Genomic DNA, 26967 nt, shown 5'->3' with positions numbered 1-26967 from the left:
GAAGCAGCCATTCAGACGATATTTGCCCGCCAACAATAATCCCTCTGCATTTCGATGCGGAGATCGACTGGTTATCTCTCATTCCCGACGAGGAATTTTAAGATGATGGCATTTAACACCAGAAAACTGCGCGCTGTTGCACTGGCAACCGGCTTACTGTCTGCGGGTTCGTTATTTTCATTGGCGCAAGCCGCTTCCACATATGCGCTGGTTCAGATTAATCAGCAGGCCCTGTTTTTTAATCAGATGAACAAGGGCGCCCAGGAAGCAGCGAAAGCAAGTGGTAAAAATTTAGTGATCTTCAATGCCAACGATAATCCCGTGTCGCAGAACGATGCGATAGAAAATTATATTCAGCAGGGCGTGAAGGGCATTATGGTGGATGCAATTGACGTCAACGGCATTATGCCAGCCATAAAAGAAGCAGCGGCAGCTAAAATACCGGTGATTGCCATTGATGCGGTATTACCAGCGGGGCCGCAGGCAGCACAGGTGGGCGTGGATAACCTGGAAGGCGGCAAAATTATTGGTAAATATTTTGTCGACTACGTGGCGAAAGATATGGGCGGCAAAGCGCGGCTGGGCATTGTGGGCGCACTGAATTCGGCCGTACAGAACCAGCGTCAGAAAGGGTTTGAAGAAACCATCAAGAGCAATCCGGGTATCACCGTGGCGGATGTGGTTGATGGTCAGAACGTGCAGGATACTGCGATGACAGCAGCAGAAAACCTGATTACCGGTAACCCGGATTTAACGGCTATCTACGCGACCGGTGAACCCGCTCTGCTGGGTGCGATTGCTGCCGTTGAAAATCAGGGGCGCCAGAAGGAAATCAAAGTCTTTGGCTGGGATCTGACCTCAAAAGCCATCAGCGGCATTGATGGCGGTTATGTCACGGCCGTGCTGCAGCAGGATCCGAAAAAGATGGGTGAAGAGGCAGTAAAAGCGCTGAACGCGCTTACGTCGGGCAAAACGGTGGCAAAAACCATTCTGGTGCCGGCCACAGTGGTAACCAAAACTAACGTGGACAGCTACCGCGCGATGTTTAAGTAATCGCTGACTCGCCGCCTGACTGGAGCAGTGCGGCGAGCTCTTCTGCAGTGGGAAAGGCCTGACGTGTGCCATAACGGCTGACGGTCAGCGCAGCAGCCTGACTGGCATGCGCGAGTGCTAATGCATCAATGTCACCCTCGCGCAGGATCGCGGAAGCCAGCATCACGGCCAGAAAAGTATCGCCTGCGCCGGTGGTATCTACTGCATCGGCGGGGTGCGCCGGGCAGAATATTCGCTGGTCGCCCTGAGTGAGCCAGACACCTGCACTTCCGAGCGTAGTCACCACTGTGTTTACTGCGTCGGGCTGTAACTGTTGCGCTTCGTGCTGATTGACCACGGCGATATCCACCAGCGACCAGCATGCGGCAAAACCGGCGTGCACTGGCGAGGGGTTAAAGACGGTAATCAGTCCCTGGGACTTAGCCAGACTGAACAGCGCATGGGTTTTCTCAGGGGAGAAATTGCCCTGCTGCACCAGCAGATCGCCCGGACGCGCGCTGGCAAGATGGTGGCGAGGCGTATCAATATCCAGCGCCTCGGCCGCCGTCTTACTGGTAATAATGGCGTTATCGCCATCGGCGCTGTGCAGAATAAGTGAGGTGTCGCTCAACGCGGTAATGGACTGCGTGGGCAATAACGTCACGGGCTCGTTCATGAGCTGCTGACGGATCCATTTTCCATTGCTGTCATGACCGGTCGCGGCAAGTAAACAGGTCTCGATGCCGCAGCGGGATAATACGATCGCCTGGTTCGCGCCTTTGCCGCCGATATCCTGCGAACGTTGATAACCGTGAACAGAGGCGCCCTTAGCTGGAATATCGGTAACAGACCAGGTTTCATCGACAGTAATATTACCAGCCACATAAACACGCATAGTGTTTTCCTGAACAGGATTAAGAAGCGATGGTTGCTATATCAGCAGAAAAAATTGATGCAATACAAGCGATATTTTCCCGTCCTAAAGCTGTTATTGGTGTTATTCACTGTGACCCTTTTCCGGGTTCGCCTAAATATCGCGGTAAACCCGTCAGCGCGATAATTGATCGAGCATTACGTGATGCGGAAAACTATATTCTGGGCGGCGTTCACGGCCTGATTGTGGAAAATCATGGCGATATTCCTTTTTCCAAACCTGAGGATATCGGCCCGGAAACGCCGGCGCTGATGGCGGTGATTACGGAAAAAGTACGCGAACGTTTCGGCGTGCCGCTGGGTATTAACGTGCTGGCGAACGCTGCATTACCTGCTTTTGCCACCGCGCTGGCGGGCGGGGCGGATTTTATCCGCGTCAATCAGTGGGCCAATGCTTATATCGCCAACGAAGGTTTTATTGAAGGGGCTGCCGCGAAAGCGCTGCGCTACCGCAGCCAGCTGCGCGCCGAACATATTCGGGTGTTTGCCGACAGTCACGTTAAACACGGCAGCCATGCGATAGTGGCCGATCGCTCCATTCAGGAACTGACACGCGATGTTGATTTCTTTGAAGCAGATGCAGTTATCGCCACCGGACAGCGCACCGGTGACAGCGCCACACTGGAGGAAATCGACGAGATCCGCGCCGCCACCACCTTACCCCTGCTGGTGGGGTCGGGCGTCACACCCGCTAACGTCTGCCAGATTCTGGGCCGCACGCAGGCCGTAATTGTGGCCAGTGCACTTAAGGTGGATGGTGTCTGGTGGACCGATGTGGATCGCGAGAGGGTAAAACACTTTATGGCGATCGCACAGGCTGCGCTGGATCCGGCTTAACCACCTTTTATCACCTGGCGCAGACCACAAAAAAACCTGCTGATGAGGCGTAATGCTTGTCAGTTAAGCTTTTAAGAACGCCGCAGCGGGTAACGCTGCGGTTTCTTTTTTACCGCCCGCGGATAATGCTTCTTTAAGGATTTTCACTCAGCCACTGGATCGTTCAACCGATCATTTCTGTCTTAACTGATCGGCATTACGCGAAAGCGGCCTTTTTAGTTGGCTAACCGTGCCAGCTCAGGGAGCATACGTTTATTAGCCGTCTGCGAATGACAGTTTCAGCCGCTTTTCTCTATACCCACAGGCTGTTTATGCTTAGCGCCGGGTGGTCTCCAAAAGTGTCCTGATAAGTTGTTCTCTGCTGAGTGCGACACAATAGGCGGGTGTCGCACGCTCGAAACGCCAGCCTTCCGCTAACGCGCCCGCATCCACCGCATCAAACCCAAAGGCATCATAAAGCGCCGTGACGATAGCCTTTCCTTCGCTGTCATCTCCCGCCAGCGGTAGCGCCTGACGGTTCGCATCGCCCGGGGGCAGGCCCTGGGTTTCCAGATCGGTCATGCGGATGGCATTAAATGCCTTGGTGATCCGGCTGCCGGGAAACTGGCGGGCAAGCCGTTCACTGGTGCTGATGCCACCACTAAGTAGCTCTTCGATGTCGCCATCGCGGTCGGGATAGTAATTGACCGCATCAAGCACGATTTTTCCCCGTAACTCCGCTGCCGGGAGGTGCTCAGTTGCCGTGAGCGGCACAGCGATCACGACCACTTCGCCGAAGTTTGCAGCCTCGGTGGCAGTACCGGTTTCGCAACCAATCATCGGTTTCAGACTGAACAGCGTTCGTGGGTCGCGTGAGTTGCTGAGCATCACCTCATGTCCCGTTTTAATCGCCAGTTTTGCAATCGCCCGGCCAACAAAGCCTGCGCCAATAATGCCTATTTTCATGGGTTGTTCCTCGATGAGTTTCACATCCTGACCTTAATTAAAAACAGGAGGTGAATAAATCGACAAACGGACGCAATATAAACAACCAACAGGAGGGAATCATGGATCGGCTCACCAGCATGAACGTGTTTGTTACCGTCGCAGAATCAGGTTCGTTTGCCGCCGCTGCCGGGAAATTGCTCATCTCACCGCAAATGGTGGCGAAGCATATCGCCACGCTGGAGAAGCACCTTGGCACACTTCTTCTGCATCGAACCACCCGACGACAAAGTCTGACGGATGTGGGCCGCAACTATTATGAACGCTGCAAAATCGTGCTGGCTGAAGTGCAGGAAGCGGATGCAATTGCGCTGGATATGCAGCAGCGCCCGTCTGGTACGCTAAAGGTCAGCGCGCCGGTCACCTTTGGTTCTTTTAGCCTGGCACCGTTTGTGACCCGCTATCTTGATCGGTTTCCTGATACGCAGGTTGATCTTGAACTCAGCGATCGGCTGGTTGATCCGTTTGAAGAGGGATATGAGGTGGTGATCCGGATTGGTGCACTGCCCGATAGTTCGATTATCGCCCATCCTTTAAAGCCCTATGAGCTGATAGCCTGTGCGTCACCCGCCTATCTGGCACGGCACGGTTTTCCTGCCACGCCAGCAGATCTGGAGAACCACGCCTGTCTCGTTTATGGCATCTGGTCGCCTTCAAAACCCTGCCGCTGGGTGTTTACTCAGGCCGGGAAAGTCGAAGAAGTGCATCCGCAGGGAAGAATGCGATCGAATGACTGGAAAGCGCTCCTGCACGCAGCGCTGGAGGGCTACGGCATTACCCTGGGACCCGCCAGCATTCTGTCTGAGGAGATCAGGCAGGGACGACTGGTCCAGGTGCTACCCGATTATGCCGGGCCAGCACGTCCCATGCATGTGCTAATCCCAGCGGGCCGTCGCCAGACGGTGAAAATCCGCAGCTTTGTTAAGGCCATCATCACCGGGTTTGGCCTCTATCCACCTGCATCCGGCTAACCCAGGCGGTTAGCGGCTCAGCAGCGGGATTAACTGGGGTAGCTGCGACAGCAGATAGAGAATCAGCCCGATGGTGCCGCCAACCAGCGTGCCGTTGATGCGGATAAACTGCAGGTCTTTGCCGATATTGAGTTCGATCTGCTGCGACATGTCGCGCGCATCCCAGCTTTTCACCGTGTCGCTGATGTGACGCGTCAGGAAGCTGGCAAACTCCGGCGCCACGCTGCGCGCCGCCTGCTCCAGATGCTGATTCATGGAGTCGCGCAGCGCCGGGTCGGCTGCCAGGGTTTCACCCAGCCACAGCGCGGCACCGCGTACTTTCTCCTGCACCCGCGAATCCTCACTGCTGAGATCGGCTTTGAGCCAGTTGCGCATGTCATTCCACAGTTCGCCGATGTAGCGGTTGAATGAGGCATCCTCTTTCAGCCAGCCTTTGATCTCTTCGGCGCGCTGGGCCATTTCCGGATCGTTCTGCAATTTAACGATCAGCTTGTCTACCGCCCGATTGAAGCCGAGACGCAGATCATGGCCCTGATCCAGTGCCACATCATCCAGCAGCGAGTCGACCGCGTTTGCCACCAGCTCGGCGCTGTGTTCGCCCAGCCATTCGGTCGGCAACATTTTGGCTTTGATCGGATGCTCGCGTTTCAGCCAGCGCACCAGCTGCATGGCAATAAACTCGCGGGTCGCGGGTTTATGCAGCAATTTCAGCAGCTGTTCGATGGCCGCGTCCAGCAGCGCCTGATGACGGTTATTTTTGGTCAGGCTCTCCAGCACCATGGCGCTGGTCTGGCTGAGGTCGACCTTGTCAATCGCACGATGCACGGCGCGGCGCATAAAGGTCTGGATCCGCGCGTCATCGGTCAGATCGAGGAAGCCACGCATCACCTGCAGCAGATGGCGGCCAATGCGGTCCGCGTTGCCCGGCGCATTCAGCCACTGCGCCAGCAGGTTTGAAGGATCGTGACGGCGAATGAGATTCAGCAGTGAATCAGTATCAAGAAACTTCTCCTGCACAAAGCGCCCGAGGTTTTCGCCGATACGATCTTTGTTGCGCGGGATGATGGCGGTATGGCGTGAGATAAAGGGCACTGGCACGCGCCGGAACAGCGCCACCACCGCAAACCAGTCCGCCAGTGCGCCGACCATTGCGGCCTCCGCAATCGCTTTGACGCCGCTGACCCAAAAGCCAGGGGGCAGAAAAAGGGTGACGATAAAAGTGGCTGCGGCGAGCAGTAACAGCAACAGTGCCAGACGTTTCGTCCGTTTCAGTTCGTATTGTTTATCCATAACCTGATCTTAGCAGAGAGCCGGGTTCATCGGCGACGGCCACCCAGCAGGCTGCCGAGTACCCCACGAATGATCTGACTGGTGATCTGGCGGGTGGCGCTTTTCGCCATGGTTTGCACCACACCGTCGTGCTTACCGCCGCGCGGCCCGGTTCGGCCAAACAGGATCTCTTTCAGACCACCGATAATGCCATCGTCTGCCGCAACCTCGTCGCCTTTGGCGGGTGGCGCACCGGCTTCATCGCTGGCGGCCTGGACGCCTTTTTGCAGCTTTTCAAACGCCGATTCGCGATCGATTTCAGTGTCATATTTGCCATACAGCGGCGAATGGTTGATTAAGCCGTTGCGTTCATCGCCGGTAACCGGACCCATGCGCGAGCCGGGCGCAATCACCATGGCGCGTTCCACGACCGACGGGCTGCCTTTTGCATCCAGGAAGGAGATCAGCGCTTCGCCGGTGCCCAGTGCCTGAATCGCCTCAACACTGTTAAATGACGGGTTTGCACGCAGTGTATCGGCGGCGGTTTTTACTGCTTTCTGATCTTTAGGGGTGAAAGCACGCAGGGCATGCTGCACGCGGTTGCCGAGCTGCCCCAGCACCCGATCGGGAATATCTCCTGGGTTCTGGGTGACAAACCAGACGCCGACGCCTTTGGAGCGGATGAGCCGCATCACCTGTTCGATTTTCTCCAGCAGCACCACGGGTGCGTCGGTAAACAGCAGATGCGCCTCATCAAAGAAGAACACCAGCTTTGGCTGATCGAGATCGCCCGCTTCCGGCAGATGCTCATAAAGCTCCGACAGCAGCCACAGCAGGCTGGTGGCATAGAGTTTCGGCATTTGATAAAGCTTCTCGGCGGAAAGGATGTTGATCACCCCTTTGCCATTGCTGTCGACGCGCATCCAGTCGGCGATATCCAGCATCGGTTCACCAAAGAAGTGTTCCGCGCCCTGTTGCTCCAGCGTCAGTAATCCACGCTGGATCGCGCCGACCGAGGCGCTGTTGATGTTGCCGTAATGCGTCTGGAAACTTTTGGCGTTGTCACCAATGTACTGAGTCATGGCGCGCAGATCTTTGAAGTCCAGCAGCAGCAAACCCTGGTCATCGGCGATGCGGAAAATAATCTGCAGCACGCCGCTTTGTACTTCATTGAGGTTCAGCAGACGCGCCAGCAGCAGCGGCCCAAGGTCGGAGACAGTGGCACGCACCGGATGACCTTTCTCGCCGAAGATATCCCATAACACCACCGGACTGCTTTGCGGCTGCCAGTCGGTGACGCCGATTTTCGCCAGCCTTTCCTGCAGCTTTTCGCTGGACTGTCCCGCCATTGCCACGCCGGTCAGGTCGCCTTTGACGTCGGCCATAAAGACCGGTACGCCACTGGCAGAGAACGATTCGGCCAGCTTCTGCAGCGTGACGGTTTTACCGGTACCGGTCGCGCCGGTGATCAGGCCATGGCGGTTGGCCATTTGCGGTAACAGATGAAGTTCGACATCTGGCGTACGGGCAATCAGTAGCGGGGAAGTCATGATTTTCCACTCTCAGGCTGAAGGTTATGCCTGAAGGATAGCAAGCCAGAGCGGCACAGGAGGAGAACTATTCACCAAAAAAGGCCGCGGCTGCGTGAAGCAACGGCCTCAAACCAGGACTTACTTCTGCACCTCTTCAAAATTCAGCAGACTGACACCGATGCCCTGCTGCAGGTGATTAAGGTTGCTGCGCACCGCCACCTGGACGGCACCCTGTAGCAGCACAACAAACGGCGAATCCTGCTGAATGCGGGTTTGCAGCCTGGTGTAGAGGTTGCGACGTTTCACGATTTCGCTCTCTCCGGCGGCAGCGCGGGTCTGGGCGCTGAGTTCCGGAATGGACCAGCCGACGCGCCACGCCAGGGTTTTGCCGCCGCCTGGCACGTTAGAGGCAAAGGTGCTGGCATTCGTGTTAGGGTCGATATAGTCCGCGCCCCAGTAGGTGAAGATTGCCTGAAAGTCGCGGCTGCGCATTTTGCTCCACAGCTCTGATTCCGCCACCGGCTGGATATCGAGATTCACATCCGCTTTGGCAAAACTCGCCTGCAGTGCCTGCGCTACATCAATATAGGGCGGCTGGTTCACTACCGTGAGCGCGATATGCGTGCCGGGTTTAATGCCGCCTTTTTGCAATATTGCCTGCGCCTTTTTCAGATCGTAATGGAACGGCGTGCTGTTCAGCGCACCGTCAAAGCCGTCCGGCAGGAAGCTTTGATGGATGCGGTACTGACCTTTCAACAGCTGGTTTGCCAGGCTGTCATAGTCAACCAGCCAGCGTGCCGCCTGCCACAGCGCCGGATTTCCCAGCGCCGGTTGCTGCGGACTTTGGGTATTAAAGCCAAGGTAATAGATCAGGCTGGACGGAAAAGCATCGACCCGCACATTGGCAGTATTTTTCAGTGCGGCAATTTGATCCGGGCCGAGCTGACAGGCGACATCCACATCACCCTGCTGGATCAGCAGACGCCGGGATCCGGGATCGGCCACACCTTTCAGTAATACGCGCTTCAGATGCGGCTTCTGCGTGCTGTGGGGGTTGGCCTCCAGCACCAGCGCCTGCAGCGGCACAAACTGTTTTATGGCATAAGCCGTACTGCCAGCGGAGTGGTTCTTCAGCCAGGCATTGCCGTAATCGTTGCTGCTGGCGTGTTCCTGCGCCAGTTTACTGTCGACGATGGAGGCGACCGGCGCGGTAAGCAGGCGCAGCGCCAGATCGCTGCCGATCTCCGCGGGCCAGCGCAGCTCAAACTGGTGGTCATTGATCGCCGTGAATTGCTGATCGATATTTTCCGGCGTCCAGCCAAACTCGCCCAGGATAAAAGAGGGCGCTTTATTGAGTCTGACGGCGCGGGTTAAGGAGAAAACAACATCCTGCGCAGTGAGCGGATGACCGCTGGCGAAATGAGCCTGCGGGTTGAGGTCAAACACCAGGCTGTGGGGCGTTTTCCCGGCCTGCCAGCGTGTGGCAGCCAGTGGCGAGAGCTTCTGCGGGTTCTGGTGATCCGGCTCCAGCAGCGTCTGGTAGATATTGCGCAGGCTGCTATTACTGACGGTTTCAAAACTTTCCGCCGGATCGAAACTGATGATGCCATCGAGTGGCACAGCGACCACCAGAGTGTCAGCAGGCGTGGCGGCATGTGCCGGGTGAACCAGTGCCAGAGCAGTAACCAGTGACAAGAGTGTTTTGCGCATTGAGCATTATCCTGAGCCGTTGATTGCTCTACTCTATCGGGCGCCTGATAATCTCAAAATGCCGGTTTGTTATGAGCTTTGCACAAATATTTGCGCAGCGATTTGGGCAAAGAGACAAAATAAGATAGTGTCTGTCAGTAATTATTTCGTCGTTACTTTAAAATGCACAAAATTAATACGCTTTTACTCATACGATCACAAATTGCGCACTGTCTGATTGTGCGGCTGATAAAGCCACTATAGTGTTAGCGATAAGAAACGCTTTTCTTGTATGGAAGTATGATTTTTTTTTATCGGTTAGCAGACGTGATGATGACAGAGTGAAAATAACGCCCTCCATTCTGCGTCGAATCAGCCAAATACCCGATGTTTATGCGGTTTTATCCCCGATTTCAGCGATGTAAATCTTTTACCTCTCGATAACCCTTCTGCAACACCATGATAAACTTTCACTTCGACATCTTTTTAATTCAATTTTTACATTCAGAAATATTTATATCCCTAATATTGCCAGGTTATTAACCGATAAGTTCCGTTAGTCACCGAACCATAATTTTACCCGCCCTTGTCTGTTTTGCCGTCGTCAGTGCTGTTTGCATTTATCTCTGCGTGGAGTTTCCTGACTCTATTCAGCCTTTCAGCGACATAACAAATTAAACGGGTATTTAGCAGATGAGAGTCGTGCGGATATGCTTTTAGAAAAACCCACCACCAGGCGTAAATTTTTGCTCGGTTCACTGCTGGCGTTGCCATTAAGTGAGCTGGTCCTGAAAGGCATGACTGCGGCACAGGCTGCAGAGATGGCTGCACCCGAGTTAACCGATTACAAACCGATCTTTTTCAGCGCCGATGAGTGGCAATTCATTCTGGCTGCTACCGACCGCCTGATTCCGGCGGGCGGCAAAGGCAAAGCGCCGGGCGCGCTGGAAACCAACGTGCCAATCTTTATCGATCAGCAGCTGCACAGCGAGGCGTTTGGCAGCGAAATCTACCTGCAGGGGCCTTTTAATACCCAGGCGCCGGCCACCATGGGTTATCAGATTCCGTTCCGCCCACAGCAGATGTATCAGACCGGTATCCGGCTGATTAATCAGTGGTCGCAGAACACACATCAGAAAGCGTTTCATGCACTGACGCTGGAAGAGAAAGATGCGGTGCTGACCCAGGTCAACAAAAACGAGATCGATTTTGCCGCGCTGGGCGAAGCCGATCTTAAACCTTCCCATTTCTTCAGCCAGCTGCTTTCAGATACCAAGCATGGCTACCTGGCCGACCCGATGTACGGCGGTAATAAAGGCATGAAAGCCTGGATCGCCATCGGATTCCCGGGCGCCCGTGCCAGCTTCACCGAATGGGTGAAACAGCACAACGTGCCTTATCCGCTGGGCCCGGTCAGCATCAAAGGTGAACGCGCATAACGCGCTTCCACATCAGGTATTTGAAACAGGATTATCATGGCACAGGTTACTAAAAAAGAAGTCGACGTCGTGGTCTGCGGCCTCGGCTGGGCAGGCTCGCTGATGAGCATCGAGCTGGCGCTGGCCGGTCTGGACGTGCGCGCGCTGGAGCGTGGCGGCGATCGTGATTACGACGAGTTCGCCTATCCAAAACCGGCGGATGAATACGCCTATGCAGTGCGCAACAAAGTGTTTGCAACGCCCGCCGAAGTGGCGGTCACCGTACGCTACAACAGCAGCCAGACCGCATTGCCCACCCGTAAATGGGGCGCGTTTGCACCGGGCACCGGCGTAGGTGGTTCTGGCCTGCACTGGACAGCGGTACTGATCCGTCCGACGCCAACCGATATCAAACTGAAGACCTATGTCGACGAGGCGTATAAGCCGGGCATTCTGCAGGATGATATGCGGGTAATGGACTTCCCGTTCAGCTGGGAAGAGATCGAACCTTATTACTACAAATTCGAACTGATTTGCGGCCAGTCGGGCAACACCGGCAACCTGCGCGGCAAAATCATGGAAGGAGGCGATCCGTTTGAAGGCCCGCGCTCTGAGCCTTATCCGCTGCCTGCACTGGATGACACGTTAAACAACGTAATGTTCAAAGAGGTGGCGACCAAACTCGGTTACCATCCGTTCCCGAACCCGTCAGCCTGTGTGTCGCGTGCGTGGAAAAACCCGTACGGCAACCAGATCGCCCCGTGCAACTACTGCGGCTACTGCAGTAAATATCCCTGCCTGAACTATTCCAAAGCATCGCCGCAGACCGCAGTCATGGATTCGCTGAAGCGCATGCCGAACTTCTCGTATGAAGTCAACGCAGAAGTGATCAAGGTGGTGCTGAACGATGATAAGAAAACCGCGAAAGGCGTGATCTACATCGATGCGCAGGGCAACGAGTGCTTCCAGCCCGCGAAAATTGTGGTGCTGAGCAGCTTCCAGCTCTACAACGTGCGTCTGATGCTGCTCTCCGGCATCGGCAAGCCTTACAACCCGATTACCGAAGAGGGCGTGGTAGGGCGTAACTACGCGTTCCTGTCGAACGGCGGCGCGACGCTGTTCTTCAAAGATAAAAACTTCAATCCGTACGCCACGGCGGGCGCGACCGGCCAGATGTTTAACGATATCTCGCCAGGCAACTTCGACGGTCCTTCGCTCGGTTTCCTGGGCGGTGCGAAGATCCACAGCTCACAGGCGACCGGTACGCCGATCAGTACTGCGCTGCCAAAAGGCACGCCATCCTGGGGCATGGGTTACAAGGAAGGTCTGGAAGAGTGGTACGGTCATTCGATGAAGATCAGCATCACCACCACCTGCCAGTCTTACCGCGATATCTATCTGGATCTCGATCCCAACTACAACGATCACCGTGGGCTGCCACTGCTGCGCATGACGTTTAACTGGAAAGAGAACGAGCTGAAGCTGCAGCAGCATCTGAAAGGCATCGTCGGCAACATCGCCAAAGAGCTGAACCCGGACAGCATGAGTATGAGCTTCCTGCCGATGGGCGCGGATTTCGATCTCACTAAATATGTCTCTACCCACAACGTGGGCGGCGCAGTGATGGGCGATAACCCGAAAACTTCTGCACTCAACAAGTATCTGCAGAGCTGGGATGTGCATAACGTCTTTGTGCCGGGCGGTAATGCCTTCCCGCAGAACTTCCAGGCGAACCCGACCGATACCATCGGTGCAATTACCCTGATGGCGGCGCAGGCGATCAAAGATCACTACCTGAAAAATCCCGGCCCACTGGTACAGGCATAAGCGCATGAATAAGCTGAAACTGAAGTCTTTTATTTTTGCCAACGCGGTGCTGCTGGCCAGCGGATTTGCGCTGCCGGCTCACGCCGAAGATGAAGCGCAACTGATTAAGCAGGGCGAATATCTCTCCCGGCTGGGCGACTGCATGGCGTGCCACTCACTGCCCGGCAAGCCTGCCTATTCGGGTGGACTGGCGATTGAGTCGAACCTTGGCACCATCTTCTCCACCAACATCACGCCCGATAAGCAGCACGGTATCGGCAACTACAGCGAGCAGCAGTTCTCTGACGCGGTGCGCAAGGGAGTGTTACCGGATGGATCGCATCTCTATCCGGCGATGCCATACCCTGATTACGCCAAAATCAGTGATGCCGATATCCACGCGCTTTACGTCTACTTCATGAAAGGCGTGCAGCCGAGCGCAGAACAGCCGCCGGAAACCGATCTGAGCTTCCCGTTCAGCCAGCGCTGGGGCATGCGCTTCTGGAACTGGGCGTTCGCGTCAGATAAGCCGTTCCAGCCGATTGGTGGCGCATCAGCCGAGGTTAATCGCGGTGCCTATATCGTGGAGAGTCTGGGCCACTGCGGCAGTTGCCATACGCCGCGCGGTCTGGGCATGAACGAGAAAGCGCTGGACAGTGGTGATGATAAATTCCTGGCAGGCGGCAGCCTGAACAACTGGGATGTGCCGTCACTGCGCGGTGTGCCGCACTGGAGCGAGCAGGAGATCGTGGATTACCTCCAGACCGGCCGTAACGATAAAGCGGCAGTGGGCGGTGAGATGACCTCGGTGGTTGAGCACAGCAGCTCACACATGACCGATGCCGATCTGAAAGCCATCGCGGCCTACCTGAAGTTCCTGGGCGGCAATCCGCCATTGCAGGCGTTCAGCGTGCAGGCGCAGCAGGCAACGGAAGCGAAGCTCACGGCGGCGAAGAACCTCAGCGAAGGGGAGCGTCTCTATCTGGATAACTGCGGTGCCTGTCACTTCGTGACCGGCAAAGGCGCACCCGCGATCTTCCCGGAGCTGGATGGGGCAACCATCGTGAATGCGAAGGATCCAACCGGTCTGATCCATACCATTCTGGCCGGTGCGCAGCAGCCTTCTACGGCGAAAGCACCGTCTACGCTGGCGATGCCGGGCTTTGCCCAGCGTCTGAGCGATGATGAAGTCGCGCAGCTCGCGACTTTTATTCGCCAGGGCTGGAGCAACACCGCGCCAGCGGTGAGTAAAGATCAGGTTGCAGAGGTACGTAAAACGCTGAAGTAATCAGGCAGTCCCCTCTGCCCGTCAGGAGAGGGGACATTCCGGATCAGTGAAAGGTGCGCACCACTTCCAGCACGCCGTTAATGATGAACTGCACGCCCATGCAGACCAGCAAAAATCCCATCAGGCGCGAGATCGCCTCAATGCCGCTTTTGCCCACCAGCTTCATGATGGCTCCCGAACTGCGCAGAGAGATCCAGAGGATCAGGCTCACCAGCAGGAAGGTCAGCACCGGCGCCACGCTAATCACCCAGGCGGGAAAATCAACGCCACTTCTGACCGTCGAGGCGGACGAGATGATCATCGCAATGGTCCCGGGTCCCGCGGTGCTAGGCATCGCCAGTGGCACAAAGGCGATATTCACCGGCTCTTTGGCTTCATCCAGCTCATCCAGTTTCTGCTTTGCTTCAACCGAATGGCCCGCAGGCTTGGCCGGAAACAGCATCCGAAAACCGATAAAGGCAACGATCAGCCCACCGGCCATACGCAGACCCGGTATCGAGATGCCAAAGGTATGCAGCACCGCGCTGCCTGCGTACCACGCCACCACCATGATGGCAAAAACATAAATTGACGCCTGGCGCGCCTGCCGGTTCCGCTGCTGGTAATTCATATCACCCGCCAGCCCCAAAAACAGCGCCACGGTGGTGAGTGGATTGGCGAGCGGCAGGATCACGACAAGCCCCAGACTAACGGCTTTAATCAGCTCCAGCATGTCTGCACTCCCTGATTAGTGTTTCGGGCGCTCCAGCGCCTCAAGCAGCTCCGGGAAGAAGTCCTGCAGGATTTCTGGCGTCATCAGTTCGGGATACTGCATCAGATGTTCGCGGATACGCTCGTTGACGTCCGGCAACAGACGCTGAGCCGCAGCACTGGCGGTGATTTTGTGCTTCTTCATGGCGCGCAGCAGATCGCCTGGCAGCGTGTCTTCGTCGTCGGCGTCATCGACCATCTCCAGCGCATCGAGCTCGTCGAACATCTCCATCAGTGCTTCAGTCTGCGGCGTGCGGGACTCATATTCACGCGGATGTTCATCTTCCAGGAAGCGCAGCATGGCGCGCATAGGCGTGCCGTCTGGCGTGGACGGTGGTTCGGTGGCGAACCAGCTCAGCAGCTGATGCATGGTGACCTGATGGACGCGGAATCCACTGTCGACCAGCTCATCGGCCAGCAGTTCGGCCGTTTCGTTCTCAATCAGGCAGATGTGCGTGCGTTTGGGTTCATACTGCTCCAGCCACTGGTAGATCTCTTCTATCACGCCATCGTCATACTCGAATTTTTTGCTGAGATAGCTGTCATCCTGTTCGTGAACGCAGGCCTGAATCTGATCGGGGTCGAAGTAAAGTGCGATGTTGATGCCTTTCATGCGTGCTGTCCTGTAGAAACCAAAACAACACTATAGCGCTCAACCCCAGGTTATGGGAATGTCAGGCATCACAGCATGGCGGGGTTTAATGCTCCCCTCAGTGCTGCGAGGGGAGAGATGAATAGGGGGATCAGGAGATAAAGTTTTTACCCTGCTTCAGTACCACGTCGCAGGCTTTGGTTTTGAGCTTCTCACCCATGGGTGAGTTGCTCAGGCTTTGCAGATTCAGCTGCTGGCCATTTCCGGTATTCAGCAGGCCTGCCACGCCCTGGGTGTAATCGGTTTTCTGTTCCTGCGCGGTGGTGGTGTTAAGACCGAGCTTGCTCAGCACCTGATCTTTCACCGACTGCACATTGTTTTTCACCACGTTGTGTTCGACGCAATACTGCATCACACCAGCCGCGTTGGTCATGCTGTTGGCGCTGACCGCTTTGTCGCCGCCGCCCAGCATGCTGGTAATAGAAGAGAGCGACAGACCACCATTCTGCTGCGTGGTGCTGGTGGTGCTACCGTTGTTCTGCTGGCTGAGCTGCGACGCTGCACTGCTCAGCTGATCCTGCCAGCTTGCCGCTGTTGCACTGCCCGCGACCAGAAGTGCCGCCATGCCCAAAACCCATGCACTGCGTTGTGCCTGCTTCATCTTAACCTCAGTATCTTCTTATTTAGTTTTGCTAAGAGAGGCTGACGAGCAGAAAGTTCCTGAAATTTTGGTTTAAATAGCGCTTTGAGAATGTTCTGTAATTGAGCGGGGGGTATCTGGATGAGTGAGGATATTATTGTTTCGTGATGAGGTTTTATTGTTGGGTAATAATCGCGGTACTGCTGAGAAATTAATTGATATTCTTTTGGGGTTTGTCAGGAGTCGTGTTAGTTGAATTAATTTATCATATCTCTTATTTGAAAGTTCCAGCAGTCGATGCTTAAAGTTTGTTGGTATTTATATGTGAAATTATATTTTTATACCGGGTTGTATTGTGTTTTTATTACGGTGTAAATAAAAGTCGCATTAGTGAAATTAAATTCCAAAAGTAAAGTGCGGCTAAAAATTTCTTTATCCTGTCTGGCGAACATCACCCTATTCACGTTTTATCAATCCTGTTCCGCAAGAGGCAGGGCAGGGGGCGTAAAGTATCTGGTCTGAACTCACGACGACTTAAGCTGGTTTTCCGGGCTTAAGTCAGTGCAGGTTAATGGCGGTCTGGCTTTTCAGCAATCAGATGAGTCAGGCCATAAACAACCAGTCCCGCGACAAGAACAAGCAGCGGAGCAATGATGCGCATGGCACCTTCGTTCAGCGTGGCAGCCAAAAATATGCCCACGACCATAGCCATTAATACCAGGCCGCCGGACAATTCGGCGATGAGCTTACGAAGAAGTCTAATAATTTTCGATAGCATTAATAAATTCTCTGGAGGCCGAGGGGTTTTTACGAAGCATTTCACCCATTCTGATGAAGTTCTGCAGGGGTTCTTCAAACAAGAAATAGAGCATGTCGTAGTCGTTGACCCGCAGTTTCCGCCACAGTTCAGGATTTTGCATTTGAAGTCGCCTGGAGGCTTCACAGGCGCGGGAAATGACGCCCTGAGCGATAACGCCACCAGTCAGGCCACCGGTCAGGCCTCGGAGTGCCACGCGGGAAATGAATGACAGCATAACACCACTGATGACCTTTGATCCCAGGTAAGAAGACAATGTTAGTTGTGTAGCCGTCCGGCTTGTCATTGACGTTGCATTGCCTATAAGCTTGTCATAAACCTTACGCAGTGCGGGTTCGGGAAGGTACTGCAGCGAATCATCAATGATGATATTAACGATTTTCGCTATCTTATTTCTGTCCCTGAAAGCCTGGTAGACAGCCCGGCCAACGCGGACGTCGTCATGCATATTGCGTGACTGAATGCGTTTGCCACCGTCAGAAAGGTTTAAATCCTGAAAGGTTCGCTCCAGTCCCAGATAAAAATCCATTGGTACTGAAACCACGCCCGATAAGACTGAACTGGCGAGCATTTTTGCGTCCATTGCTTTTCCCCGGAAGCCGTGTCCTTTGATGCGTAAACATTAAAATATTGTAACTGTCATGGCAATCTTTTGACGGTCAGGGCCGCGCCAAAATGACAATTATTAAAGATTTTATGTAAAAACTTTCTGTAAAGTTTCTACGGATAACCGGCGTGCATAACCGTGACCACAAAGAGAGCCTGACTGAGAAGGTGAAGGATAAAGCCAGCGAAGTGAAGGATAAGGTCGAAAATAAACTGCATCATGACCATACGCATTGAGGCGACGGACCTGACAACAGGCGATGACGGGCAGATTTGATGCCCGATGCTGATAATGCAAGATGCAAGAAGGAGCCAACCGACAGGTTGAATCTTTGCGTTGGTGGGCGGTAAAAACTGATAACGGCGTCATATCTTCTTCGATATAATCAGGAGCTATCCGAACAGGTCGGGTCATTTAAATGCATCAGTTTGTTTATTTTATTTTCTCACTTCTGTCATTAGCTTTCTTCATTTTGCTCATCTGGTATTGCTTCAAGCCTTTGCCCCTTAAAAAAGGGCTCCCTCCTTCTCCAGGAATGATGAAAAAGATATCGGCTAACACCCCGATATTGAAAAAGTTGGGCATGAACACGGAAGATTATTACTATGACTGCGACTTCCTGTATCAGCAGCGCGAAGGCGAAACGCTTTGCAAAGTTCCGCTGAAGAATATTATCAGGATAAAAGTCAGCGGAACTGAAGTCAGTAATCGCCGGGTATGGCTTGTTCGTTACGTCACCGGGTCTTATAGCACCGAAAGGGAGTTCAGAGTCCTGAACAACTACACCCTTTTTAATCGGGAGTTTGTTGGTTTTCTTGCCGCCGTGAAAGAGGCCAATCCAGCGGCTGAGGTGCAGGAAATGACCCTGACGCGACTGTAAAACGGCAGGGAGGTGTGGCACTTCTGCGCCTGTTTTGACCCGTGGTGAGAGCGATATCAGCACTGATATCAGAAATAAAACATAAGGGAATAAAGTGAACTGTAAACCGATGCTTTTCATGCTGGCGATGCTATCCCTCTCGGCTCAGGCCGCGCAGAGCGCAAGAACCCTTGAGCACAAAGACTGGGAAGTTGCCTGTGATAACACGTTGACCTGCCGCATTGCCGGTTATGGCAAAGAAGAGGATCCCTCCGGCTCCATCCTGCTCACCCGTGATGCGGGTCCTGGAATCGAGCCAACAGGAGAAGTGACGCTGGGCGACACCGAAGATGACAGCGAACCGGCGGAAAAGCTGACGCTCTGGATCGACGGTAAACCAGCGGGCGATCTTCTGGCTGCTGATGACAACTGGCAAATGTCGGCCAGCCAGACCTCTGCGGTAATTAAGGCAGTGAAAGGCAGCGGTAAAGTGGAATTTAAAGGCGGTTCCAAACCTTTCATGCTTTCCAATGAAGGCGCTTATGCCGTGCTGCTAAAAGCGGACGACGTGCAGGGCCGTATCGGCACGCCAGGCGCGCTCACCAAAAAGGGCAATAAACCGGAAAGCAGCGTGGCTAAGGCTGTGCCCGCACCCGTAATACAGGCGGCAAAGACCCTTAGCGGTGAACCCCGTTTGTTGACCGATCCAGAAATCGCTGCGCTGAAAACCCGACTGCTTCCGACGGTTAATCGTAATGACGATGACACGTGCGACAGCCTGTTTACATCGGCAGAGAACATCGACCCGGAAACCGACGGACCCACGCTTACGCCACTGGATGACAGCCACGCGTTACTTTCGGCACTCTGCTGGCGAGCTGCGTATAACGAAGGCTATGGCTACTGGGTGATTGATAACCAGCTTAAAGGTCAGCCGGTGCTGGTGACCGTTTCGGGGTCGGATTACGACAAAGGCGAGATCACCAGTGTGCAGAAAGGCCGGGGCATCGGGGACTGCATGAGTCAGGAAAGCTGGGTCTGGGACGGCCAGGCATTCCGCAAAAGCTATGACGGCGGGACCGGCATGTGTCGTTATATCCATGCGGGCGGCACCTGGGATCTGCCGACATTCGTAACGGATGTGAAGCCTGTTTCGGGTTAGATGGTTTGTTATGTGAGTAGAACCTGCGAGCCAAAAGACGTTTTTTTCAGCAGTTGCACCATCGCCTGCGGATAAGGGTTGCGGAAACAGGGGGTAACGGTATAATCCTCAACGTTTTCCGCATACCCTTCAGTGCCGAAGTGGCGAAATCGGTAGACGCAGTTGATTCAAAATCAACCGCCGCGAGGCGTGCCGGTTCGATTCCGGCCTTCGGCACCATTTACACTTTTCTTAGTTAAATCAAGCAGATAGGATGTTTACTCTATCTTTCTTGCTCCTAGAAATTGTCTAAACTCTTTCCCGTATAAAAGCCACTGCGTTTGTTAATGGCTTTGGTATGTTATCACGCTGTGGCAAGTAGTTTCCAGGCTCAACCTTGTACTGCTGTTTCCTTTGAAGCCGGAAGATGTGCCAGCATCTCTAAACCTTATACCAAGACACGATTGATCACACGCATTTAAGCCCGATGTGCGGCCTTATGGCTGCGTAAACAGGTCTATGGTGGTATATGCCCCGGTAGCTACAGATCCGGCTCTGCCAGCGTCTCAGCCACGCTCCTAACGGTACACGGTTATCCTGATAAGGTGTGATCATTCTGGACAATTGATGAAGTCGCTTCGCTCCGCTTGTTGCTATTACCACCAACGGGGCTTTATGGCTGCTATTGTCTAAAAAATAGCTTTTATTTTACTATTCCTTGTTAGCCTTTTTTAAAAGCTTAAGGTGATTGGCGATAGCCTTGGCTATTTCTTCCTTCATCTTTAAGCCCCTAGCGCCACACTCCGCTTTAAACGTCCTGTATAGCTCTAAATCAATCTCAGCGCTGATCTTGAACAGCTTAGCCTTTGCTAATTCGTCTGCCGTGAGCGGGTGATAGTACTCTTTCTTCTGTGTCATTGGCTTACCCTCCAAAGATGTTTAGAGGGAAGGATACAAGAAAGGCCAGCACTATGCCAGCCCTCTAAATGTACTGATAACATTGTTTTAATGATTTCAATAAAAGCATTAAGTGGTGGTTAATTAAGTACGGGGGCAGGCGTAATAATCCTGCAAGGCGCTCCAGATAGGAACATAGGCATCTTGAGTGCTATATTCCGGGTGCGCAATCAAAAATTTTTTAACCTTGTCAGCTGTATCTACATAAGTTTCTTCGTCAGGAATACACAGCTTACTCCTCATAGCATCTGTAACCGATGCTACATAACCCAAGAAATACGCTGTACTGAAATTTCTGCCATTTGCTCCCTGATATCCATTAGCAAAGTCATATAAAGTGCGCGAATTGATCGCCAGCGCCGGAGCGCTCACCAACGAAGCCAATACAGCTACAGCTAATAAACGTTTAATCATTTCCATTTTCTCTAAAATTTTTATTCTAAATCTGGTCATTTCAAAATAGAACAGAGAGCACTAGGAGCAAGGGAAAGAATCAACTAAAGCAAATTCTACAAGAGTCTTACTTGTACCATTGTATAGTTCTTTGTGCCGGAGAATTGAGTAAGCAACCTTAGACAGGATTTCTCCATTGCTAGTGTCAGGCGGGACACATAGCTTGATTTGTGTGGCTTCTCCTATACCCATCACATAGCCCGAGAAGATATCGCTATAGAAATCACCGTCTTTCTTATAAACATAGGAATCTGCACCTTTGATGACGCTTTTAATCTCAATGGCAGAGGCAGGACCAGTAGCAAAAAACAGAGCAATAGCACTTCCTAGCATTAAACGTTTAATCACTTAAATTTCCTTTTCTGCAATTACTTACATTCGTAAGCGCTGCCAATGATCAGCTTACCGTCAGTTGTGTAGTCTTTGATTATGTACATTTTATTGGTTGTGCCTTTTACATACGGGCTATCGATCACTAGTTTATTAGAACCGTTGTTAAATTTCACCCACTGATCGCCAGTGTTATAAGTGATTAAGGTAACGTCTTTCCCTTGATAGAAGTCTTTACCTGCATAGATAGCGAACTTACACACTTCTACGCCTGTTATACGTGGGGTAACTGGAGCTGGAGCCGCTTTAGGGTTCACGGGCGCACGATGAGCACAACCGGATAATAATATAGAACTTAGCACCGCCAAAGACGCAATAATCTTAACGTTCATTTAACACCCTTTTGATTTTTAAGCTTATATTCTGATTTAATTTCACAAGCAAAACAACGAGTAATCAAGTTTCACACTCATTCCTAACTGAGAAGCATCCCCGAAGATTTTTAGCATTCTTGCAGTCCAGCTTATGTAAATTGCTTAGATTTCAATGTGTGACACTGCAATGCCAGCACTTTTAGCGCTCAGCTTTAGATAGGCTTTGGTACTCTGGAAATTGGTGTGATTCAGAAGATCGCTAACCTGTGCTAAGTCTTTTGTCTTATCTAACACCTGTGTAGCGCCATACTTGCGGAAGCTATGAGCGCTGATTGTTCCATCAATGCCTAGCTTTGTTGCCGCCTTCTTGATCGACGTTGATACGTATACGCGGCTTACTGGCGTATCCTTTTTGCAGCGGTTGCCCTTGCCCGCAAAGATAAAAGTATCTTTGGGGTAGGCCGCACGACGATTAGCCACCATTGACCTGCTCCCCGTTGATTAATACACCGCGATGTTAGTAATGTCTTCATAAGCCACATGAGGACATCCCCATGAAGAAGCGTTTTTCCGACGAACAGATCATCAGTATTCTCCGCGAGGCTGAAGCCGGCGTTTCTGCCCGGGAACTCTGCCGTAAGCACGCCATTTCCGACGCCACGTTTTATACCTGGCGTAAGAAGTATGGCGGCATGGAGGTGCCTGAGGTTAAGCGCCTGAAGTCACTTGAGGAAGAGAACGCCAGACTCAAGAAGCTGCTCGCCGAGGCCATGCTGGATAAGGAGGCGCTTCAGGTGGCTCTTGGGCGAAAGTACTGACGACAGACCAGAAGCGCGAAGTCGTGGTGTTGATGTGTGATGCGACCGGTCTGTCGCAACGTCGTGCCTGCAGACTCACAGGTTTGTCCCTGTCGACCTGCCGCTATGACGCTCAGCGTCCGGCGGCTGATGCCCATTTATCAGGGCGCATTACTGAACTGGCACTGGAGCGCAGGCGTTTTGGCTACCGCCGCATATGGCAGTTGCTGCGCCGTGAAGGGCTTCTGGTTAATCACAAGCGCGTGTACCGCCTTTATCATCTGAACGGGCTGGGCGTTAAACGCAGACGTCGTCGTAAAGGGCTGGCAACAGAGCGTCTGCCACTGCTCCGCCCGGCGGCGCCCAACATGACCTGGTCGATGGATTTCGTCATGGATGCGCTGGCTACTGGTCGCAGGATCAAGTGCCTTACCTGCGTCGATGACTTCACAAAGGAATGCCTGACGGTCACTGTTGCCTTCGGGATTTCAGGCGTGCAGGTCACGCGTATTCTGGACAGCATTGCGCTGTTTCGTGGATATCCTGCGACGATAAGAACCGATCAGGGCCCGGAGTTTACCTGCCGCGCGCTCGATCAGTGGGCCTTTGAGCATAGAGTGGAGCTGCGACTTATCCAGCCCGGCAAGCCGACACAGAACGGATTTATTGAGAGTTTTAACGGACGCTTTCGCGATGAATGCCTGAATGAGCACTGGTTCAGCGACGTCAGTCATGCCAGGAAAACCATCAGTGAATGGCGTCAGGATTATAATGAGTGCCGCCCGCACTCCGCGCTCAATTATCAGACGCCGTCTGAATTTGCGGCGGGCTGGAGAAAGGGTAATTCTGAGAGTGAAGGATCCGACATTACTAACTGAGCCTTGTATCTAATACTGGGGGCATGTCATTGAATGGTGTTGTGTTCTTGGATATCGGCGGCTTGCCTCAGTATGAAAAATACCTGGCAGACAAAGACGGCTTTGTTGCTGTTCCTCGCCTGATTGGTGCATCGCTGTTTGATCTGCACGTAGGGAAGGCTGTACGCCATATGGAAAGCCACGTATTAGATGATAACGGAATCGGTAGCTATCTCACCTATGATCAGCGCTGGGGCTTCCCTGGTGTGCATACAGAGGTTAGCATCCTGCCTGTTGTCCAGCAGCCGCAAGCAATCGTTTATGGTGGCGTTACAGGCGAAATCTAACATCTTTAGATCTTAGGGTCTAAGCCATAAGGGGCGGGGCTTAAAGGCTTCGTCCCTTTTGTTATTTATAAAGAGAGAGTGAATTAATAATGCAAATGATCCTAAAGAGTGCCGGAACACATATTGAAGTTGATTTAAACAAACACGAAAGCGCTATTAATGTTAGCTGGATGTGTAAGCTACTTGATGTGAAATACAGCACAGTTAAATCTTACATTCACAGAGACGGATTATCACTGGATGCAGCGCTAAAGAAAGCTGTAGACAACCAAAGCAAATAATCAAAGCGATTATGTAAACTACATTTAAATATTAAAGGGGAATCGTTAGGATGAATGTTCAAAAGCTAACGAACGTTGTAGATTTTAAAGTTGATAGAAAGTCTTTTAATGATGCAAAGAAATCTATTGAGCAACTAAAGAAATATTCTGAATCTGTCAAAGTGCGCCAGGCACCTGCTAAAAAGTTTAATGACAGTCAGAAGAAAGCAGAGCGTGAGCTAGCCCGAGTGAAGGCACAGAATGCACGTAAGCAACTTAGCGACCAGAAAGCCGCAGAACGCGCACAGAAGGCCGCAGACAGGGAAGCCCTTGCAGGGGCAAGACGTGCAGAACAAGCCGACTTAAAACGCCGCTCAGCGCTTCTACAGCTTAACGGCATTGTAGGACGCACAGCAGACGAAGAGAACAAAGTGAGTCGTGAGATTCACCGACAGGCTCGGGAACTGGAACACGGACGCCAGAGCGTTGCACGTACCAACTTAGAGATCAGGGAACAGATCACACTCTTGCGCCGTGCTGCTGCACAGAGACGTAAAGCGGAAGGCGGCGGCGCTGGTGCTGGCGGTGCTGGAGGCGGTCACGGATTTGCCGGAGGTGTCGCAGGTGGAGCCGCTAGAGACTTCGTGAAGAAAGGGAGCCTTTCAGAGGGCTTGTTAGGCGGTTTGGGCGCTGCTGGCGTAGGTGCTTTGGGTGTGGGTGCTGTGGGGCTGGGCTTAAGCAAAGCAATCGATACAGTGCGCGACACGACAGAAGCAAACCGCGAAGTAATCAACACTGCTAAATCTCTTGGGATCAATGCCAACAGTCTGCTAGCGATGACTCAGGCACAGAAAGCCGCTGGCTTCCTTGACGCCAACAACGAGAAATCAGGCGATCAGATTAAAGATACCAGGGAAAAGATCGGTGACTTCGTAAACAATGCCACACTGAATAAACAAGGGGAATGGAGCGGCGGCGGGGCCGTGGGCGATATTGCCAACCAATTTGGCTGGGATAAAGACACGATCAAAAGCTTTCAGCAAAACCCGCTTGATTTTATTCAAGCTACAGTGAATGCAGGACAGCAGAAAGGGCTATCAGATGCACAGACAGCCAACCTGATCGAAAGTTTAGGTGATCAGCTTACATACCTGTTGCCAGCGCTTAAGAACAACGGACAGGGGCTTGTAGACGTTATTAAACAGATGACGTATGCAGGGGCCAACCTCACAGACGAGACAGCCAACAACACAGAGAAGGCTACGCGGTTTAGCGCTGTACTCGATCAGGCTTCACAAGGGCTTAGCAACGAGTTTAGCAACGGTGTATTGGATGCTGTAGGCAGTAGTGACCAGTTGAAAGAAGCATTACACGATCTGCTTCCCGCTGCTAAGTGGATGGGGCAACAAGTGGGCGATTTCATCACTCAATTGGGAAGCCTGGTTAAGAGTATTCGAGAGACAAAAGAAAGCCTGTCTAATCTCTTCCATCGCAACGAAGTGACGCCAGAACAGCGCAAGGATGTGTCTAACGCTCTCAGCTTCAAGCCTGCACCTGTTAACCCTAATACTGGTATTGCTGGCGCTGATCCGGCTGCAATGGCTAACGCTAATGCGTCAGGAGATGCACTCTGGAACTGGATCAAAGGCTTTAGCGGTAGATCTCAGGAAGCAGCACAGAACACATCGAATATGTTCGCCCCTGTCCTGGGTGAAAAGCCTAACCAGCTTGATAGCAGCGCTCAACAGATGATCAGCGCATTTAGTCCTAAAGGGGCTATGTCACAGCCTGTAGGTTATCAGTCTGCACCGCCTGTTATTGTTAACATTCCTGACATTATCGTTAGGAGTGAAACAGGCGTTAATGATAGTGAGTTTAGCCGAGTTATTAACACTAACGTTACTGCAATCTTTGAAGCAGGACAGCAGCGCCAGACGCAGGCTCTACAATCTTCATATGCTGGATGGTGATCGATGTTTCAACGTAACAAGAAAGAAGAAGAGCCAGAGAGTAAGCTGGCTTTTGCCTGGTGCATTATCGCTGTGCTTTTTGTCTGGTATGAATCCACATTGCCAGCAAGCCAACAGCTTTCAATAGGGGATATCTTCAAGGTGTTAGCAGCAGTATTTCTATGAATAAGGCTAAGGCTAAGGCGCAGAACGTTCTTCTTATGCTCTCGCGCCGATAAATCTATCAGTTATCGCCTGATTTTATTTCGAAAGCGACTTTCTCAATATATTCTGATAACTCAGCAGGCGAAGCGGAGTTTTTCGAATATGTTTTAAAACTTTCCGTATTGCCGCGCTCGTGTCCTGCAAGCAAAGCGATACGGTCTTCAGGTATTTTTTCTCTATCCAACTGGCTTATAAACATTCCCCTTAACGAATGGAAAACTTTATATTCATTTCCATTTTCTCCCAAAGCCTTACGCTTAGCCCTGGTAAATCGTTGTGTGTGCCACGTAGAGCGCTTGCCGTCTGCACGGTCTGTGATTGATGCACGGTAGAAAAGGAAGCCGTCATAAGGCTTTTGTTGCAGCCTAATAACCAACCCCTTTAATTGACTATGCACAGGGACAATCCTTGCTGCTGATTTCGTTTTCCCCTCCTTGATTTCAAAACACAATACACCCTCGATTGTCTTGATACTTTCTGATTTCAGTGAACAGATCTCATTGAGTCGCATCCCGCTATACATCCCAATTAATGTAACTGCTTGCATCTCTTCGTCACCTTCCAATGCAGCAAATACTTTTGCTAACTCTGACACTGTGAACGGTTGATAACTCACCTTACTGCTTTTTGCCTCCAAAGCGTGACCACGCCAGGGGTTATCCTGTGGTGCATCGTGATACCGGTTCCTAGCCAGATCCCAAATCTGAGCAAGGGAGCTAATGTAGTTTTGTATTGTCTGTGCGGCCTTATCTTCCTTAAGGCTATCTATCCAGGCTGTTACTGTTGTTCTGTTCACATCCTTCAACTTCACATCACGTTTTTTGAGGTGCAATAACAGCACTTCAACCGCTTTATTGGTTTTCGATAGGGTAGTGAGCTTTCTCTTCTCACTGAATTTCAAAATGTAGATGTCACGCATCATAAGTAGGGTAGGGACACCGCCAGTTTGCACACTACTGAATTGCTGCATCGGCATTTCAAATGCACTTATACTGGCTGATTTTAGCTCTTCAATAGCCTTTTCAATCTTGCTGGCTTCTTTAGGTTTAACCTGTTCCCGTAAACGTGCCCATTCAACGGCTATAGCGTCTCTGAATAGCCTTGCTTGCCTTATGTCACTTGTTCCTGTGCTCTTTACGAAATAGCGCTTCTGTTCAAACAGATGACGCATATATGCAGGGATGGTGATCCTTACATAGTAGTTTCCGCATAAATCTAAGACGAGATAACGATCTTTCTTGACCTGCATATAA

Annotated in this window: 28 protein-coding genes and 1 tRNA gene; 13 read left to right on the top strand and 16 right to left on the bottom strand. The window is 52.3% G+C overall.

Annotated features, from left to right (window positions below):
* Positions 1–102: 102 nt before the first annotated feature.
* On the top strand, positions 103–1053 hold the full coding sequence (locus IAI47_RS16750) for a substrate-binding domain-containing protein (protein ID WP_008925462.1): 951 nt from the start codon (positions 103–105) through the stop codon (positions 1051–1053).
* Here IAI47_RS16750 and IAI47_RS16745 read toward each other — a convergent pair.
* Positions 1046–1927: a PfkB family carbohydrate kinase gene (locus IAI47_RS16745; protein ID WP_008925463.1), complete on the bottom strand. Its 882-nt coding sequence runs from the start codon at positions 1925–1927 to the stop codon at positions 1046–1048. The two genes, IAI47_RS16750 and IAI47_RS16745, sit on opposite strands and share 8 nt — an antisense overlap.
* Positions 1928–1956: 29 nt before the next feature.
* On the opposite strand from IAI47_RS16745, the gene IAI47_RS16740 reads away from it, so the two are divergent.
* On the top strand, positions 1957–2802 hold the full coding sequence (locus IAI47_RS16740) for a BtpA/SgcQ family protein (protein WP_008925464.1): 846 nt from the start codon (positions 1957–1959) through the stop codon (positions 2800–2802).
* Positions 2803–3117: 315 nt separating this feature from the next.
* Here the strand turns inward: IAI47_RS16740 and IAI47_RS16735 are convergent, their stop codons facing one another.
* Positions 3118–3747, bottom strand: coding sequence for an NADPH-dependent F420 reductase (locus tag IAI47_RS16735; protein ID WP_187961156.1), 630 nt, complete (start codon positions 3745–3747; stop codon positions 3118–3120).
* Between the two features lie 101 nt (positions 3748–3848).
* Between IAI47_RS16735 and IAI47_RS16730 the strand changes: the two genes are divergently transcribed.
* The gene (locus IAI47_RS16730) at positions 3849–4757 is read left to right on the top strand and encodes a LysR family transcriptional regulator (protein ID WP_008925466.1); all 909 of its coding nucleotides are present in this window, start codon (positions 3849–3851) and stop codon (positions 4755–4757) included.
* A gap of 9 nt (positions 4758–4766) precedes the next feature.
* Here the strand turns inward: IAI47_RS16730 and IAI47_RS16725 are convergent, their stop codons facing one another.
* The 3 genes from IAI47_RS16725 to IAI47_RS16715 all read right to left on the bottom strand — a co-directional run bounded on the left by IAI47_RS16725 (position 4767) and on the right by IAI47_RS16715 (position 9268).
* On the bottom strand, positions 4767–6047 hold the full coding sequence (locus IAI47_RS16725) for a DUF445 domain-containing protein (RefSeq protein ID WP_008925467.1): 1281 nt from the start codon (positions 6045–6047) through the stop codon (positions 4767–4769).
* A gap of 26 nt (positions 6048–6073) precedes the next feature.
* A complete protein-coding gene (locus IAI47_RS16720) occupies positions 6074–7576 on the bottom strand; it encodes a helicase HerA-like C-terminal domain-containing protein (RefSeq protein WP_008925468.1) in 1503 nt (500 codons plus the stop codon).
* A gap of 120 nt (positions 7577–7696) precedes the next feature.
* Positions 7697–9268 (bottom strand): ABC transporter substrate-binding protein, encoded by a 1572-nt coding sequence (locus tag IAI47_RS16715; RefSeq protein WP_008925469.1) that lies wholly within the window; start codon positions 9266–9268, stop codon positions 7697–7699.
* A gap of 689 nt (positions 9269–9957) precedes the next feature.
* On the opposite strand from IAI47_RS16715, the gene IAI47_RS16710 reads away from it, so the two are divergent.
* The 3 genes from IAI47_RS16710 to IAI47_RS16700 are packed head-to-tail and all read left to right on the top strand — an operon-like array spanning position 9958 to position 13759.
* Positions 9958–10686, top strand: coding sequence for a gluconate 2-dehydrogenase subunit 3 family protein (locus IAI47_RS16710; RefSeq protein WP_008925470.1), 729 nt, complete (start codon positions 9958–9960; stop codon positions 10684–10686).
* Between the two features lie 36 nt (positions 10687–10722).
* Positions 10723–12492 (top strand): GMC family oxidoreductase, encoded by a 1770-nt coding sequence (locus IAI47_RS16705; protein ID WP_008925471.1) that lies wholly within the window; start codon positions 10723–10725, stop codon positions 12490–12492.
* Positions 12493–12496: 4 nt separating this feature from the next.
* A complete protein-coding gene (locus tag IAI47_RS16700) occupies positions 12497–13759 on the top strand; it encodes a cytochrome c (RefSeq protein ID WP_008925472.1) in 1263 nt (420 codons plus the stop codon).
* Between the two features lie 43 nt (positions 13760–13802).
* Here the strand turns inward: IAI47_RS16700 and IAI47_RS16695 are convergent, their stop codons facing one another.
* From IAI47_RS16695 to IAI47_RS16675, 5 genes are all read right to left on the bottom strand, one after another.
* On the bottom strand, positions 13803–14471 hold the full coding sequence (locus IAI47_RS16695; protein ID WP_003850965.1) for a MarC family NAAT transporter: 669 nt from the start codon (positions 14469–14471) through the stop codon (positions 13803–13805).
* 15 nt (positions 14472–14486) lie between these two features.
* The gene (locus IAI47_RS16690) at positions 14487–15122 is read right to left on the bottom strand and encodes a hypothetical protein (protein ID WP_003850964.1); all 636 of its coding nucleotides are present in this window, start codon (positions 15120–15122) and stop codon (positions 14487–14489) included.
* A gap of 130 nt (positions 15123–15252) precedes the next feature.
* A complete protein-coding gene (locus IAI47_RS16685) occupies positions 15253–15762 on the bottom strand; it encodes a DUF2501 domain-containing protein (protein WP_008925473.1) in 510 nt (169 codons plus the stop codon).
* Between the two features lie 547 nt (positions 15763–16309).
* On the bottom strand, positions 16310–16519 hold the full coding sequence (locus IAI47_RS16680; protein WP_008925474.1) for a hypothetical protein: 210 nt from the start codon (positions 16517–16519) through the stop codon (positions 16310–16312).
* Positions 16500–17141 (bottom strand): hypothetical protein, encoded by a 642-nt coding sequence (locus tag IAI47_RS16675; protein WP_008925475.1) that lies wholly within the window; start codon positions 17139–17141, stop codon positions 16500–16502. Before IAI47_RS16675 ends, IAI47_RS16680 begins: the two co-directional genes overlap by 20 nt.
* A 442-nt stretch (positions 17142–17583) precedes the next feature.
* Between IAI47_RS16675 and IAI47_RS16665 the strand changes: the two genes are divergently transcribed.
* From IAI47_RS16665 to IAI47_RS16655, 3 genes are all read left to right on the top strand, one after another.
* Positions 17584–18045 (top strand): hypothetical protein, encoded by a 462-nt coding sequence (locus IAI47_RS16665; protein ID WP_008925477.1) that lies wholly within the window; start codon positions 17584–17586, stop codon positions 18043–18045.
* A gap of 109 nt (positions 18046–18154) precedes the next feature.
* Entirely contained in the window at positions 18155–19186 is a 1032-nt protein-coding gene (locus tag IAI47_RS16660) for a DUF1176 domain-containing protein (protein ID WP_008925478.1), read from the top strand.
* Between the two features lie 134 nt (positions 19187–19320).
* Positions 19321–19405: transfer RNA gene (locus tag IAI47_RS16655), tRNA-Leu, on the top strand.
* A 471-nt stretch (positions 19406–19876) separates the two neighbouring features.
* Here IAI47_RS16655 and IAI47_RS16650 read toward each other — a convergent pair.
* The 5 genes from IAI47_RS16650 to IAI47_RS16630 all read right to left on the bottom strand — a co-directional run bounded on the left by IAI47_RS16650 (position 19877) and on the right by IAI47_RS16630 (position 21762).
* Positions 19877–20083 (bottom strand): hypothetical protein, encoded by a 207-nt coding sequence (locus IAI47_RS16650; RefSeq protein WP_008925479.1) that lies wholly within the window; start codon positions 20081–20083, stop codon positions 19877–19879.
* A 123-nt stretch (positions 20084–20206) separates the two neighbouring features.
* On the bottom strand, positions 20207–20536 hold the full coding sequence (locus tag IAI47_RS16645) for a Rap1a/Tai family immunity protein (RefSeq protein ID WP_008925480.1): 330 nt from the start codon (positions 20534–20536) through the stop codon (positions 20207–20209).
* Positions 20537–20596: 60 nt separating this feature from the next.
* Positions 20597–20923: a hypothetical protein gene (locus IAI47_RS16640; RefSeq protein WP_008925481.1), complete on the bottom strand. Its 327-nt coding sequence runs from the start codon at positions 20921–20923 to the stop codon at positions 20597–20599.
* Positions 20924–20943: 20 nt separating this feature from the next.
* A complete protein-coding gene (locus tag IAI47_RS16635) occupies positions 20944–21297 on the bottom strand; it encodes a hypothetical protein (protein ID WP_008925482.1) in 354 nt (117 codons plus the stop codon).
* A 144-nt stretch (positions 21298–21441) separates the two neighbouring features.
* On the bottom strand, positions 21442–21762 hold the full coding sequence (locus tag IAI47_RS16630; RefSeq protein WP_008925483.1) for a tyrosine-type recombinase/integrase: 321 nt from the start codon (positions 21760–21762) through the stop codon (positions 21442–21444).
* 71 nt (positions 21763–21833) lie between these two features.
* On the opposite strand from IAI47_RS16630, the gene IAI47_RS16625 reads away from it, so the two are divergent.
* The 4 genes from IAI47_RS16625 to IAI47_RS16610 all read left to right on the top strand — a co-directional run bounded on the left by IAI47_RS16625 (position 21834) and on the right by IAI47_RS16610 (position 25675).
* Positions 21834–22954 (top strand): IS3 family transposase gene (locus IAI47_RS16625; RefSeq protein WP_085980560.1). Its coding sequence is split into 2 segments (ribosomal slippage): positions 21834–22092 and positions 22092–22954, totalling 1122 coding nucleotides; the frame shifts between segments, so codons are not numbered across the junction.
* A gap of 23 nt (positions 22955–22977) precedes the next feature.
* Positions 22978–23280, top strand: coding sequence for a hypothetical protein (locus IAI47_RS16620; protein WP_008925485.1), 303 nt, complete (start codon positions 22978–22980; stop codon positions 23278–23280).
* Between the two features lie 331 nt (positions 23281–23611).
* The gene (locus IAI47_RS16615) at positions 23612–25510 is read left to right on the top strand and encodes a hypothetical protein (protein ID WP_008925487.1); all 1899 of its coding nucleotides are present in this window, start codon (positions 23612–23614) and stop codon (positions 25508–25510) included.
* 3 nt (positions 25511–25513) lie between these two features.
* Positions 25514–25675 carry a hypothetical protein gene (locus tag IAI47_RS16610; protein WP_008925488.1) on the top strand — a complete coding sequence of 54 codons (162 nt, stop codon included), beginning with the start codon at positions 25514–25516 and terminating at the stop codon, positions 25673–25675.
* 58 nt (positions 25676–25733) lie between these two features.
* Here IAI47_RS16610 and IAI47_RS16605 read toward each other — a convergent pair whose 3' ends face one another.
* Positions 25734–26963, bottom strand: a complete 1230-nt coding sequence (locus tag IAI47_RS16605) for a site-specific integrase (RefSeq protein ID WP_008925489.1) — start codon at positions 26961–26963, stop codon at positions 25734–25736.
* Between the last annotated feature and the right edge of the window lie 4 nt (positions 26964–26967).

Origin of the sequence: Pantoea sp. MT58, assembly GCF_014495885.1 — a bacterium.
Classification (GTDB): Bacteria; Pseudomonadota; Gammaproteobacteria; order Enterobacterales; family Enterobacteriaceae; genus Pantoea; species Pantoea eucalypti.
This window is presented reverse-complemented; position numbering and strand designations above follow the sequence as displayed.